Annotated in this window: 10 protein-coding genes; 6 read left to right on the plus strand and 4 right to left on the minus strand. The window is 33.5% G+C overall.

Annotation, left to right across the window (positions count from 1 at the left end):
• Positions 1–290: 290 nt before the first annotated feature.
• Positions 291–1,109: a ZIP family metal transporter gene (locus KA830_RS05205; RefSeq protein WP_046207395.1), complete on the minus strand. Its 819-nt coding sequence runs from the start codon at positions 1,107–1,109 to the stop codon at positions 291–293.
• A 112-nt stretch (positions 1,110–1,221) separates the two neighbouring features.
• Here KA830_RS05205 and KA830_RS05210 point away from each other — a divergent pair, with 112 nt between their 5' ends.
• From KA830_RS05210 to KA830_RS05235, 6 genes are all read left to right on the plus strand, one after another.
• Entirely contained in the window at positions 1,222–3,102 is a 1,881-nt protein-coding gene (locus KA830_RS05210) for an ABC-F family ATP-binding cassette domain-containing protein (protein ID WP_204180196.1), read from the plus strand.
• Between the two features lie 13 nt (positions 3,103–3,115).
• Positions 3,116–4,894 (plus strand): DNA helicase RecQ, encoded by a 1,779-nt coding sequence (recQ, locus tag KA830_RS05215; RefSeq protein ID WP_204180197.1) that lies wholly within the window; start codon positions 3,116–3,118, stop codon positions 4,892–4,894.
• Positions 4,895–5,181: 287 nt separating this feature from the next.
• Positions 5,182–6,144, plus strand: a complete 963-nt coding sequence (locus KA830_RS05220; RefSeq protein WP_204180198.1) for an ABC transporter ATP-binding protein — start codon at positions 5,182–5,184, stop codon at positions 6,142–6,144.
• The gene (locus KA830_RS05225; protein WP_210122958.1) at positions 6,141–7,655 is read left to right on the plus strand and encodes an ABC transporter permease/substrate-binding protein; all 1,515 of its coding nucleotides are present in this window, start codon (positions 6,141–6,143) and stop codon (positions 7,653–7,655) included. Before KA830_RS05220 ends, KA830_RS05225 begins: the two co-directional genes overlap by 4 nt.
• Before the next feature lie 188 nt (positions 7,656–7,843).
• Positions 7,844–8,899, plus strand: a complete 1,056-nt coding sequence (gene hisC / locus KA830_RS05230) for a histidinol-phosphate transaminase (protein ID WP_046207400.1) — start codon at positions 7,844–7,846, stop codon at positions 8,897–8,899.
• A gap of 230 nt (positions 8,900–9,129) precedes the next feature.
• A complete protein-coding gene (locus KA830_RS05235) occupies positions 9,130–9,678 on the plus strand; it encodes a 5' nucleotidase, NT5C type (protein WP_046207401.1) in 549 nt (182 codons plus the stop codon).
• Between the two features lie 238 nt (positions 9,679–9,916).
• On the opposite strand, the gene KA830_RS05240 is transcribed toward KA830_RS05235, so the two are convergent.
• From KA830_RS05240 to KA830_RS05250, 3 genes are all read right to left on the minus strand, one after another.
• Entirely contained in the window at positions 9,917–10,870 is a 954-nt protein-coding gene (locus KA830_RS05240) for a diacylglycerol/lipid kinase family protein (RefSeq protein WP_073343207.1), read from the minus strand.
• A 207-nt stretch (positions 10,871–11,077) separates the two neighbouring features.
• Positions 11,078–12,586 (minus strand): peptide MFS transporter, encoded by a 1,509-nt coding sequence (locus KA830_RS05245; RefSeq protein WP_204180199.1) that lies wholly within the window; start codon positions 12,584–12,586, stop codon positions 11,078–11,080.
• 260 nt (positions 12,587–12,846) lie between these two features.
• Positions 12,847–14,361, minus strand: a complete 1,515-nt coding sequence (locus KA830_RS05250) for a peptide MFS transporter (RefSeq protein ID WP_204180200.1) — start codon at positions 14,359–14,361, stop codon at positions 12,847–12,849.
• Between the last annotated feature and the right edge of the window lie 169 nt (positions 14,362–14,530).

Consider the following 14,530-nt stretch of genomic DNA (forward strand, 5'->3'; position numbering starts at 1 on the left):
TTGTTTGAGACATTTAGTTCTTGGACAAATGTGACGTATTTTGGCGAGACGCTTGAGTGAATAGGAGAAGCTGAAGACTACAGGCTGAAGCTGTTCCCCTAAGAAAGTGAATCACCAATATGAAGTATTGAAAAAATAGAAGCACTCAGATGAATTGAATTAAATCATCTGAGTGCTATTTTTCTTGTATTTACCCCAAAATCTTTGTTTTGAACTTGAGACAATTGTCTCGGCTTCATCATTTTTTTATTTAAAAAATGGATTCAAGTTATTTCTTTTTCTTTTACCTTTTATCCAAGTGCAACGTCTAAAATCATCATGATAGTAAAACCTAGCATTAAACTTAATGTTGCTAAATCAGTATTATTACTAGCTTGAGAGTCTGGTATAAGTTCTTCTACAACTACAAATATCATCGCTCCAGCGGCAAAGGCGAGTGCGTATGGTAACATAGGTGTAATGAACAGTACTGCAGCAGCACCTATAGTAGCAAATATGGGCTCAACAATTGCAGATGCTTGACCATAATTAAAAGCTTTCCATCTTGAAGCCCCAGCTGCTCTGATAGGCATAGAAAGCGCAGCACCTTCGGGAATATTTTGAATCCCGATACCAATTGCCAAACCAAGTGCGCCTAAGAAAGTGGCTTGTCCATTACCGGCTACTACACCACCAAATGCTACACCAATAGAAAGCCCCTCTGGTATGTTATGGAGTGTAATAGCCAATACAAGTAATGTATTTTTATTGAGTTTTTTTGTTCCTACACCTTCTTGGTATTGGTTAGTGTCTTGGGTGTTTGGGTGAATGTGTGGGATAATTAAATCTAACGCGCGTATAAAAAAACCGCCCAATAAAAAACCTATTGCTGCTGGTAACCATGCAATAGATGAACCTGAACCATAATCAATAGATGGCTGTAATAGAGACCAGAAACTGGCAGCAATCATTATGCCTGCAGCAAAACCTTGCATTGAGTTCAGTATTTTATCATTAACTCTTTTAAATATAAAAACTGCAGCAGCCCCTAATGCAGTCAACAACCAAGTGATGATACCGGCGATGAGTGCTTGGATAAAAGGAGGTAAGTCTTGAAAAAAATCTGACATAAGCTACGCTCCCTTGTATCATTTGAGTTCAAAAAGGTGTATAATATATAGAACTGAAATTAAGTTTAACAGAATTAATTATAATTTTCGATATTAAAAAGGATGTTGGACGATGGAAGCCTACAAAATTGAACATTTACATAAATCATATGCCGATAAAATCATTTTTGATGATTTGCATCTGTCTATTTCTGAAGGAGAAAAAATAGGTCTTGTAGGTATTAATGGTACAGGCAAAAGTACTTTGTTAAAGGTAATCGCTGGTTTGGATGAAGACTTCGAGGCAGAGGTTTCACATCCTAATGCATATCGCATACGTTATTCGTCTCAAAAGCAAGAATTTGAAGAAAATTCAACGGTTTTTGAAGCGGTATTAACGTCAGAGACAAAGACACTTCAAGTGATACGTTCATATGAAGCTGCTGTAACAAAATATAGTGAGACACAGAATGAGACAGATTTTCAACAGATGATGCAAGCACAAGAAGCAATGGATACATATCAAGCTTGGGATTATAGTGCTGAAATCAAAACTATTTTATCAAAGCTAGGCATCAATGATACGACTAAAAAAGTGAGAGAACTTTCGGGTGGCCAACAAAAACGAGTTGGTCTTGCTAAAACACTTATAGAGCAACCAGATTTATTACTCTTGGATGAACCTACGAACCATTTAGATTTTGAGTCAATTAGTTGGCTAATTAATTATGTTAAACAATACCCACATACAGTGCTGTTCGTAACTCATGATCGTTATTTTTTAAATGAAGTATCATCTCGTATTATTGAATTAGATCGTGGGAAATTAACTACTTATCCCGGTAATTATGAAGATTACATCGCACAACGCGCTGAAAATGAAGTCGTAGAGCAAAAACAACAAGCGAAACAACGTGCATTATATAAACAAGAATTAGCTTGGATGCGTGCAGGAGTTAAAGCACGTTCTACTAAACAACAAGCACGAAAAAATAGATTTAAAGATTTAGAACATGATGTAAAAAATCAACAACAACAAGATAAAGCCTCTTTAAATCTTGCATATTCACGTTTAGGTAAACAAGTTTTTGAACTTGAAAACGTGTCAAAACACATCGGCGATAAGGTATTGTTTGAACACATCACAGAAATTATACAAAATGGACAACAAATTGGTATCGTTGGACCAAATGGCGCCGGTAAAACAACATTACTGAATATTTTGAATGGTGATGACCAAGCGTTCGAAGGGGCATTGAAAGTTGGTCAAACTGTTAAAATTGCTTACTTCAGACAGACAGAAGCGCGCTTAGATCGAGACATCAGAATGATCGATTACTTGCGTGAAGAAAGTGAAGTAGCTAAAGAAAAAGATGGAACTGCTGTTTCTGTTACACAGTTGTTAGAACGCTTTTTATTCCCTAGTGCAACGCATGGAAAAAAGGTGTATAAATTATCTGGTGGAGAACAAAAAAGATTGTATCTATTAAAATTATTAGTACATCAACCTAATGTTCTATTATTAGATGAACCGACGAATGACTTGGATACAGAAACTTTAACCATTTTAGAAGATTATATCGCTACTTTTGGTGGTACAGTCATCACGGTGAGTCATGATAGATATTTTTTAAATAAAGTTGCTCAAGAATATTGGTATATTCATGATGGCAAATTAGAACGTATCATAGGAAGTTTTGATGACTATGAAGCATATAAAAAAGAGATAGATAAACGCCAAATGCAAGAAAAGCAACAATCAAAAGTGAAACCAGCATATGCAAAGAAAAAGAAAAAGGGTCTATCATATAAAGAAAAACAAGAATATGAAACAATTATTGCGCGTATTGAAACAACCGAACATAGATTAGAAGAGATCGAACAAGAAATGGTTGAAGCAAGTTCTGATTACGCTAAAGTCAAAGAATTAAATGAAGAACAACAAAATCTTAATACGTTGTATGAAGATGATATAACAAGATGGAGCGAGCTTGAAGAATTAAAAGAACAATGAGGGATTATATAACATGGAAGCAACATTATCACATTATTTTGGCTATGACACATTCCGTCCAGGTCAAAAAGAAATAATAACTAAAGTAATGGATCATCGTAATGTGCTTGGCGTTTTACCAACTGGTGGGGGAAAATCAATTTGTTATCAAGTGCCGGGATTAATGCTAGGTGGTACCACAATCGTAATCAGCCCATTAATTTCACTTATGAAAGATCAAGTTGATCAATTGAAGGCCATGGGGATTCGCGCAGCATATTTAAATAGTAGTTTGACACAAAAGCAACAAAAAGATATTCAAACACAACTGAAAAGTGGGGAAATCCAATTTTTATATGTTGCACCAGAACGTTTTGATAATGCCAGTTTTATGCGCTTATTACAGCAGTTAGATATACACTTAGTTGCGTTTGATGAAGCCCATTGTATTTCAAAATGGGGACATGATTTTAGACCAAGTTATCAGGAAGTCATCCATAAAGTTTTTGCACTACCACAAGATTTTTCAATTGTAGCATTAACAGCAACAGCAACAATCGAAGTACAAAAAGATATTATGGATCGCTTAAACATCGATAAACACGATGAAATCAAAACAAGTACGAAACGACGAAATTTAATATTTCAAGTTAATCCAACGTATCAGCGTCAAAAGTTCGTATTAGAATATGTTAAAGATCATCAAAAAGAAGCAGGCATTATATATTGTTCGACACGTAAACAAGTAGAAGAACTACATGAAGCATTAGAAAACAATAAAATTAGCAGCACAATATATCATGCTGGTTTATCCAATAAAGAGCGGGAAGCAGCTCAAAATGATTTTGTATATGATCGTGTGCGTGTCGTAGTTGCAACGAATGCATTCGGTATGGGGATTGATAAATCTAATGTGCGCTTTGTGATTCACTATAACATGCCTGGTGATTTAGAATCGTATTATCAAGAAGCGGGTCGTGCAGGTCGTGATGGACTGAAAAGTGATTGCATCCTTTTATTCAGTGATAGAGACATTGGTTTACACCAATATTTTATTTCATCTTCAAAAGCAGACGATGATTACAAAGAAAAAATGGGTGAAAAATTGAATAAAATGCTACTATATACGAAAACTAAAAAGTGTCTAGAAGCAACACTCGTACATTATTTTGAACCCAATGAAAAACTAGAAGAGTGTGAGCAATGTAGTAATTGTGTTAGAGAAAATAAAACATATGACATGACGAACGAAGCGAAAATGATCGTAAGTTGTATTGCACGTATGAAACAGCAAGAAAGTTATAGTGTTATTATTCAAGTTTTAAGGGGTGAAGACTCTGATTATATTCGCTATTGTGATTATAATCAATTGTCCACACATGGCATTATGAAAAACTATACGACATCTGAACTCAGTCATCTTATGGATGAATTGCGATTTAAAGGATTTTTAAATGAGCATGATGAAATATTGATTTGCGATGTATCTGTAAAGGAATTGCTAAATAATCAAATTTCAATTTATACAACACCATTTAAACGTAAATCAAAAGAAAAAGTTAACATCAATACCGTAGAAGGCGTAGACCGTGCCTTATTTGATGAATTAGTTGCCGTGCGTAAACAATTAAGTGAAAAATTAACTATTCCACCAGTAAGTATTTTTTCAGATTTTACTTTGGAAGAATTTGCCAAGAGAAAACCAGAATCAAAGCAAGATATGATCTTAATTGATGGTGTTGGAAGTTATAAATTAAAACACTACTGTCCAATATTTTTAGAAACAATACAATCTTATAAAGCTCAAATTTAGTTGAGCAAATAATTGTTTTTAGAATATATAATCTCATATACTTAATTTTAACGGTATTAGTATTTTACATTGAAATAATTGCGATAAATACGAAGTTAATTTGACAACTATTAATATACTATACAAGTACAAATGTAATAGTGATATTGATCGGTTTCAATTAACTTCGTTTTTGTTTTATCTAACTATGTTCAAAAGGGTTAAATGATACATTAATCGGTTATGTGTTAACTATGTGAATTTTTTTAAGTGATAGTAAAGGCAATGAAAAGAGTGAGGGTGAAAAATTGATAGAATTTAAAAATGTAATCAAACGTTATGGGGATAAAAAGGCTGTAGATGATCTTAGCTTTAATATAAAAGAAGGTGAGTTTTTTGTTTTAATCGGACCTTCAGGTTGTGGTAAAACAACGACATTAAAAATGATTAATCGTTTAATTTCATTAACAGAGGGATTTATTTATTTTAAAGGTAAACCAATTAGTGACTATCCAGTATATGAAATGCGTTGGGATATTGGTTATGTCTTGCAACAAATTGCATTATTTCCACATTTAACAATAAAAGAAAATATTGCACAAGTACCACAAATGAAAAAATGGAAAGACGTGGATATTGATGAACGTATAGATGAGTTGTTAAATATGGTTGGCTTAGAGCCAGAACTTTTTAAAGATAGAAAACCAGATGAACTATCAGGTGGGCAACAACAACGTGTTGGTGTGGTGCGTGCATTAGCCGCAGACCCACCAGTTATATTGATGGACGAACCTTTCAGTGCATTAGATCCAATCAGTCGAGAAAAACTACAAGATGATTTAATAGCATTACAGCAAAAAATAAAGAAAACAATCGTTTTTGTAACACATGATATACAAGAAGCGATGAAACTTGCTGACAGAATTTGTCTATTAAACAAAGGACATGTAGAGCAAATAGATACACCTGAAAATATGGTTGATCATCCTAAAAGTGATTTTGTAAAACAATTTGTTGGGGATAAATCACTTAAAATAGAAAAAGATATTAAACTATCAGAACTTATTGGAGAATTAACGATTGATGAACAGGCAGCTACCAAGGGCTATCCTATTGTTAACAGCGACGTCTCTATTAAAAACATTTATAGTGATTTAGCTAATCATGATGCTATCATTATTAATGATGAATCGACTGCTACTCAACATGTGCTTAAACGCGAAGATATGTTTAAATATTTATCCGAGCATACAGGGGGTGGTCAAAGATGAATGAATTAATAAATACACTTTCAAATCGAAAAGGACAATTGTTAACTACGATATTTGAGCATATCCAAATATCATTTATTGCATTGCTCATTGCAGCAGTAATTGGAGTACCATTAGGTATTTTGCTCACGAAGACACGTAAGATTTCTGAAATTGTGATGAATATTGCGGCAGTACTACAGACAATACCATCATTAGCATTGCTTGGTTTGATGATACCACTGTTTGGTATTGGTAAGGTACCAGCAGTGATTGCGTTAGTAGTGTATGCATTATTACCGATATTAAGAAATACATACACTGGTATCAATGAAGTGGATAGCTCATTAATTGAGGCAGCTAAGGGTATCGGTATGAAGCCAGGAAGAAGATTAACGAAAGTGGAATTACCCATAGCTATGCCAGTAATTATGGCAGGTATTAGAACAGCTATGGTATTGATTATAGGGACTGCTACATTAGCAGCTTTAATTGGTGCTGGTGGTCTTGGTGATTTGATTCTTTTAGGTATAGATAGAAATGACACATCATTGATCATTATTGGAGCGATTCCCGCAGCTTTATTAGCAATTCTTTTTGATTTAGTTTTACGGTATATGCAAAAGTTGTCCTATAAAAAGTTACTTATTTCTCTAGGTGCAATTATTATAATTCTGCTATTAGTGATTATTGGACCAATGTTTGCTCAAAAAGGAGATAAAATTACATTAGCAGGTAAACTTGGGTCAGAACCATCTGTAATTACAAATATGTATAAAATTTTAATTGAAGAAGAAACAGATGATACAGTAGATGTTAAAGACGGCATGGGGAAAACTTCATTCCTATTTAATGCTTTGAAATCTGACGATATAGATGGCTACCTTGAGTTTACAGGTACTGTACTTGGAGAGTTAACAAAGGAAGATTTGAAATCTAAACAAGAAAATAAGGTATATCAACAAGCAAAATCAAGTTTAGAAGATAAATACGATATGACTATGTTAAAACCAATGAAATATAACAATACTTATTCATTGGCAGTTAAAAAAGATTTTGCGAAAAAACATAACCTTAAAACGATAGGTGACTTAAACAAAGTAAGTGACCAAATTAAGCCAGGTTTCACATTAGAGTTTAATGATCGTGGTGATGGTTATCCAGCTGTTAAAAAAGCATATGATTTAGATTTTGGAGAAGTTAAGACGATGGAGCCGAAATTAAGATATCAAGCAGTTGAAAGCGGAGATATTAACTTAATTGACGCATATTCAACAGATGCCGAATTAAAACAATACGATATGGTTGTTTTAGAAGATGATAAAAAGGTATTCCCACCATATCAAGGTGCACCTATGTTTAAAACATCATATTTAAAGGAACATCCTGAAATCAAAGCACCACTTAACAAATTAGCAGGTAAGATATCTGATGAAGATATGCAACAAATGAATTATGAAGTTACAGTGAAAAAACAAGATCCTTATGAGGTAGCTAAAAACTATTTAGAAAAACATAATTTAATTGATTAATTCATAAGACAATACGAGTTTAACAATGTGTTTTACTATGTTAAAGCACACATTAAGTTGAACTCGTATTTATATTTGATTAAATTCTCACTTCAAAAAAAAGTTACATTGATTTTCAATGGAAATAAGGTATATAATGGTTACTAAGTTTTGAAATTTCTGTAAATTTAAGGAGGCCCGAATCAACAATGAAAAAACAAATAGAACAATTATCAGCATATCAACCAGGTTTATCACCAAGAGCACTAAAAGAACAATACGGGATTGAGGGTGAACTTTATAAATTAGCTTCTAATGAAAATTTATATGGACCGTCACCTAAAGTGAAAGACGCAATCACGCAGCATTTAGATGAATTGCAATTTTATCCTGAAACGGGTTCTCCGTTAATTAAAGAAGCAATAAGTGAGCATTTGAATGTTGATCCAGCACGTATTTTGTTCGGTGCAGGATTAGATGAAGTGATATTAATGATTTCACGTGCTGTTTTAACTAAAGGAGATAAAATTGTTACAAGTGAAATGACTTTTGGTCAATATTATCATAATGCCATAGTAGAAGCAGCAGATGTTGTTCAGGTACCACTAAAAGATGGTGGGTTTGATTTAGAAGGCATACTTTCTGAAGTTGATGATAACACTAAACTTGTATGGCTATGTAACCCTAATAATCCTACTGGTACATATTTTACACATGATGAATTGCAACGTTTCTTGTCACGTGTGCCTCAAGAAATACCAGTAATTATAGATGAAGCTTATGTTGAATTCGTGACAGCTGAAGACTTTCCAAATTCATTAGCACTACAAGAGCAATTTTCCAATGCTTTTTTACTTAGAACGTTCTCTAAAGCATATGGATTAGCAGGTATGCGTATTGGATATGTAGTCGCTGCTCAAGAAGCAATTGAAAAGTGGAATATTATACGACCACCATTTAATGTAGGACGGTTATCAGAACACGCTGCACTTGCTGCATTAGAAGATCAAGCGTATTTAGATTCTATTCGTGAAAAAAATGCTCGAGAAAGAGCAAAATTCTTTGATTCAGTTAGTAGTCATAAATTAAATCCAAGCCAAACGAACTTCATTTTTGTGAATACGTCACGACCTCACGAATTGTATGAAGCATTGTTAAAACAGGGGTGCATTACAAGAGAATTTCCGAATGGTGTCAGAATTACGATTGGCTTCCCTGAGCAAAATGATAAAATGATCGAAGTATTAAATAACTTTGATTTATAACAAACATCATTTATAACGTTCAATAAATTAAAATGTATAAAGCTTGAACTATATAACGAAAATATTTAATTTATATAGTATATTATGATAGGCTTATGTACAATTTTGGTTTCATTGAACGTTTTTTGCTATACTAATAATGATAAACAGGGTCATGTTGTCAGATGATTAATGTAATCATGCGTGATCATTGTTAGTGAATGAGAACTTAAAAGGGAGTAGAGTATGAGATGACTAGAAAATCAATTGCTATTGATATGGACGAAGTACTTGCTGATACAGTAGGTGCACTGATTGAAGATGTGAACAAACGTACAGATTTAGGTATAACCTATGATATGCTGGACGGTAAAAAATTACGTCACGCAATGCCCGAACATGATGGCTTATTGCATGAAATTTTACGCGAACCAGGTTTTTTCAAAAAATTAAAAGTGATGGCACATGCTCAAGAAGTTGTGAAAAAATTAACTGAATACTATGATGTTTATATTGCTACTGCTGCAATGGATGTTCCTACATCATTTCATGATAAATATGAATGGTTAAGAGAGTATTTTCCATTTTTAGATCCACAGCACTTTGTTTTTTGTGGGCGTAAAGATATCGTAAATGCAGACTATCTCATAGATGACAACCCTCGTCAGTTAGCTATATTTACAGGTAAGCCAATCATGTATACTGCGTCTCATAATGTAAACGATGATCGTTTTACACGTGTAGATGACTGGTATGATGTTGAAAAGTATTTCTTAGGTGACCGTGATTACGATATATAAATTTAATGACATGAACGTGTCTTTGTGTGTTTAAATATGTAATTTTAATGATGCTATACTTAAAATGTGCAGAATCTTGAAAATCCATGAGTGAGCGGGCGATAAGTTCAAGTGTACCTATCTATACTTTAAGAGAGTAAACATTTCTAAACGCTATATCAAGAGGACTAATCCATTGTGTATGTGGATTAGTCCTTTTTAATAAGATTTTATTTAGTAAACATTATATATAGTGTATTTATTCATATTCATTATCTGGCGTATTTTCAGGTAACGTTAAAATTTGTATTGCTTTAGGTATGACTTCAATATGGATAGGTGTTTTTAATGCAATTTCTCCGTCGATGTCCACCTTCATTTCCGGTGTGGTCTCTATTTTGATATCTTTAGATAATAAATGCTGAATACCGTTTGTCATATGGTTCCAGTTCATGCTATCCCTTTGTTTAAATATATCACTCAATACACTCGAACTGTGTTCTTTAAAAATAAATAAATTCAGATAACCATCACTAGGTGAAAGGTCTGTTAAAGGTATGCGACTGCCTCCTATAAATGACCCATTAGCAACAACGAGCATTGCAGTATTACCATCAATAACTTTACCGTCAACGGTTAATTGATAATCAAAATGCTCCGGATTAAGCAAAGTTTTAACCGTAGATCCTACGTAACTCAATTTGCCAAAGATGTCCTTATTACCGTTTTGAACATTTTCTGCATTTTGAACAATGAGTCCCAATCCAGCAAAGTTTAGTGCGTATTGATCATTGATTTTCATAACATCATAAGACTGTAACTCTGATTGAATAAGTTGTTGACTGGCTATTTTATGACGTGGACTCAGGTTTAATGTTTTAACAAAATCATTAAATGTGCCACCTGGAATAATACCAATAGGGATATTCAATTCATGTTGCATTATGCCATTGATTAATTCATTGACAGTACCATCGCCACCAAGGAGGAAAATGATATCTACATCGTCACTATAACTTTGGTCTTTAATCTTCTGACAAAATCTTATAATATCACCCTCGTCTTCACTTAGTTGGAGCGACAGATGTTTACAAAATGTAGTTAAGGAAGCTGCTACATCTCCAAGTCCCCGATATATATCTTTAATACCACTATATTCATGATAAAATAAGACACCGTGTTTGAATTTAGTATTTTCCAATTTTTTCACCATATTCTTTTAAATTTTGTTGCTTATTCACTTTACCCATATTTTCACAGTTATAATTATATAGGAAGAGTTGGTGGCATTTACTTTATTTTTAAATTTTTTTGCTGTGACAATTTTTTGCAAGGATGAATAGGATAATGTTTATCTGAGCTTTAGCGCATGAAAAAACCCACTTACTCAATAAAGTGAGAAGTGGGCTTGATACGTGTGCTATTTAATGCCACGCATACCTTTGACGATTTTTGGTACAAATGCTAAAACAATCAAACTAACTACAATTGCAATACTTCCTAAAAATAGGAAGTAATTTTTGTGTCCCAGAGGCTCAATGAGCTTCACTAAAGTACCATTTATAGCTTGTGCACAGGCATTTGTTAATAACCATAAACTCATCATTTGCGTGTTGAAAGCTTTTGGTGCGAGTTTAACTGCTGCACTGTTACCTGTAGGTGATAAACAGAGTTCACCGATAACACAAATAATATAAGACAAAATAACCCAGTTGACACTAATGTCTGCTCCGCCAGCTGAATGTCCAATAGAGCCAATCATTATGTAAGAAGCACCTGCTAATATTGCGCCTAGAACAAATTTTGTTGCTATGCTTGGTTGACGTCGAGCCATTTTGGCCCAAATCAGTGAAACCACTGGCGCTAACAATACAATAAATAATGGATTTATCGACTGGAAGAGTGTAGGGCCGAAATCTGTTTTCCACCCAAATAGATTTAATTTCATGTCACTGCTTTCAAATGCAAAGAGATTAAGAACGTTAGCACCTTGCTCTTGAATAGACCAGAATATTACGCCAAGTATAAATAGCGGTATAAATGCGATTACTCTTGAGCGTTCATCATCAGTGACTTCTTTACTTCGAATCATAATTGTGAAATATACGATTGGTAAGGCAATCCCTAGTATAAGTACTGTTGTACTAACTAAATTAAATGATAATGTGCCTGTTAAGCCGGTAATTAATAATACAACTGCAATGATTACAATGATTGCAGCAAATAAAATACCATATTTTTTCTTCTCGCTTTTATTCAATGGGTTAGTTGGTTTTGTACCAATTTGACCTAAATTTCTTTTATTGAAAAATATGTACCAAACGAGTCCAAGCGCCATACCAATGGCAGCGATTAAGAACCCGCCGTGGAAGTTACCTGTATGTACAAAGCGATCTAGAATAATAGGTGAAATTAATCCGCCTAAGTTAACCGACATATAGAATATAACAAAACCAGCATCTATTCGTGTATCTCTATCGGGATATAATCTACCAACAATATTTGAAATGCTTGGCTTCATTAAACCAGAACCTACAATAATAAAGAACATAGAAATAAATAATCCTATGATATCTAAAGGTAAACTTAAGAAGATATGTCCAATAATGATTAGAACACCACCGTAAAACGTTGCTCCGCGTGTCCCTGTAATTCTATCGGAAATCCATCCGCCGAGTACAGATGTCATGTATATCAGTGCCCCGTATACTGCCATAATTGACTGAGCAGTACTTTTATCCATGCCGAGTCCACCATCTTTAATAGCGAAATACATGTAGAAAATGAGTAAGGCACGCATACCGTAATAGCTGAACCTCTCCCAAAATTCAACAAAGAATAATACGCCTAGCCCTTTAGGGTGTCCAAAAAATCCTTTTTGTGGGATGGATTGAACCGCTTGTTCATGGGATTTATCTTGATTTTGCATAAAAACATTCCCCGTCCTTTCATACTCCCTATAAGAATGTATAAAAATGATTTTACGCTTAATTAAATTAAATTTCAATAATATTCTTAAAACAACAATATTCGAAATATTCTGATTTATTTTCAATTTATATAAGCATAAATCTTTATTTATTTATATTTAAATGGGTGGCAGTGTATTATTATACAAAAAAAGCAATATAGAAATCTTTGGAATCAGATTTCTATATTGCTCACTTAGAAATATCATAATTTAAGCAATTAATATACACCTTTCATCGCACGTTTTACTTTTGGTGAAATGATTAAGAGTATAACCCCAATAACGACTGCTACTAATCCTGAGTACATGAAGTAATCGCTTTGATTCATTTTTGTATATACAACAACAAGTTGGGCATTAAGACCCTGTGCAGTTGCGTTACTTAACATCCATAAACTCATCATACGTGCAGTAAATGTCAGTGGTGCAAGTTTTGTAGTTGTTGATAAACCAACAGGTGATATACACAATTCACCAATTGATATTAATAAGAAGCTTAGTACAAGCCATAGAGGATTAATCAACTCATTTCCTGATGCTAACGGAATAATCATCACTAAATATGAAAGGCCTGCAATGATAGCCCCAAAAGCAAATTTATGAACTGTTGGTGGATTATGTTTTCCTAGTTTCATCCATAAAGTTGCAAATACTGGTGCAAGTATCACAATGAATACTGGATTTAATGATTGTGCCCAAGAAGCAGGAATTGAAAAATCAATTAAACCATTGGTTAATGTTTTCATTTCTAATTGAGTTTTTGTATCTGCAAACGTCGCAAGTATCGTTGAACCTTGCTCTTGAATCATCCAAAATGCCACAGATGTGATATATAAAGGTACGTAACTGTATACTCGTGAACGTTCATCTTTTGTAACATCTTTGCTCACAATCATATTAATAAATATGTATATAGGTAGTACGATTCCTAAAATTGTGATTAAAAGACTAAAGTTTCCTAATGTAAGTGCATTATTTAAATGTAAAATAAATAAATAGATTAAAAATAAAACAATGACGCCAACAGTGATTAAAGTGAATTTTTTGATTTCTGGTTTTGTTAATGGATTTGGCACATTACGACCTGCAAGGCCAAGATATTTTTTACGTTTTAAAATATAAACGACTAATCCACAGAACATACCGATTGCTGCTGCTAAGAAACCTGCGTGGAAACTGATTCTTGTTTGTAGATAGCCTGTAAGTAGTGGTGCAAATATACTACCTAAATTAATTCCCATATAGAATAACGTAAAAGCTGCATCTCTTCTAACATCGTTACGTTCGTATAATTCTCCTACAGTTGTAGAAATATTTGGTTTTAATAAACCTGTACCAGCGATAATAACACCAAGTGCAATTAGTACAAGTGTTAAATTGTTTGGTAACGAAAGTAAAATATGTCCAATCATAATGAGGAATCCACCATAGAAAACTGCATCTTGTGTACCAGTGATTCTATCTGCAATCCATCCTCCGATGATACCTGACATATAAATTAAAGTACCGTAGATTGCGACAATTTGCATGGCAACACTTTGCGGCAATTCAAAGCCTCCATCAGCCACGGCATAATATAAGTAAAAAATTAAAATGGCTTTCATACCATAATAACTGAATCTCTCCCAAAATTCAGTGAAGAATAAAGTGCTTAGTCCTTTTGGATGCCCAAAGAAACCTTTGTTTGGGATGTCTTTCATAATTTCTTCATGCGTATAATTCGATCTTTTCATAATTTCCCTCCCCTTTAACGGTTGGATATATTTTATACTGTATCTCATAATTTAACAAGTATGAATTGATTTAATATAAAATACATTCAAAAATACAAAAATAAAATATTTTAATAAAAAAAGCTGTTAAGCCTTTATCGAACGAGACTTAACAACTTTTGGTTTTTGT

Source organism: Staphylococcus sp. GDY8P119P (assembly GCF_017892075.1).
GTDB lineage: Bacteria > Bacillota > Bacilli > Staphylococcales > Staphylococcaceae > Staphylococcus > Staphylococcus ureilyticus.

Excerpts from the sequence above, each read along its gene's own strand:
- KA830_RS05205 (WP_046207395.1), bottom strand. The coding sequence starts at position 1,109 with ATGTCAGATTTTTTTCAAGACTTACCTCCTTTTATCCAAGCACTCATC.
- KA830_RS05210 (WP_204180196.1), top strand. The coding sequence starts at position 1,222 with ATGGAAGCCTACAAAATTGAACATTTACATAAATCATATGCCGATAAA.
- recQ (WP_204180197.1), top strand. The coding sequence starts at position 3,116 with ATGGAAGCAACATTATCACATTATTTTGGCTATGACACATTCCGTCCA.
- KA830_RS05225 (WP_210122958.1), top strand. The coding sequence starts at position 6,141 with ATGAATGAATTAATAAATACACTTTCAAATCGAAAAGGACAATTGTTA.
- hisC (WP_046207400.1), top strand. The coding sequence starts at position 7,844 with ATGAAAAAACAAATAGAACAATTATCAGCATATCAACCAGGTTTATCA.
- KA830_RS05235 (WP_046207401.1), top strand. The coding sequence starts at position 9,130 with ATGACTAGAAAATCAATTGCTATTGATATGGACGAAGTACTTGCTGAT.
- KA830_RS05240 (WP_073343207.1), bottom strand. The coding sequence starts at position 10,870 with ATGGTGAAAAAATTGGAAAATACTAAATTCAAACACGGTGTCTTATTT.
- KA830_RS05245 (WP_204180199.1), bottom strand. The coding sequence starts at position 12,586 with ATGCAAAATCAAGATAAATCCCATGAACAAGCGGTTCAATCCATCCCA.
- KA830_RS05250 (WP_204180200.1), bottom strand. The coding sequence starts at position 14,361 with ATGAAAAGATCGAATTATACGCATGAAGAAATTATGAAAGACATCCCA.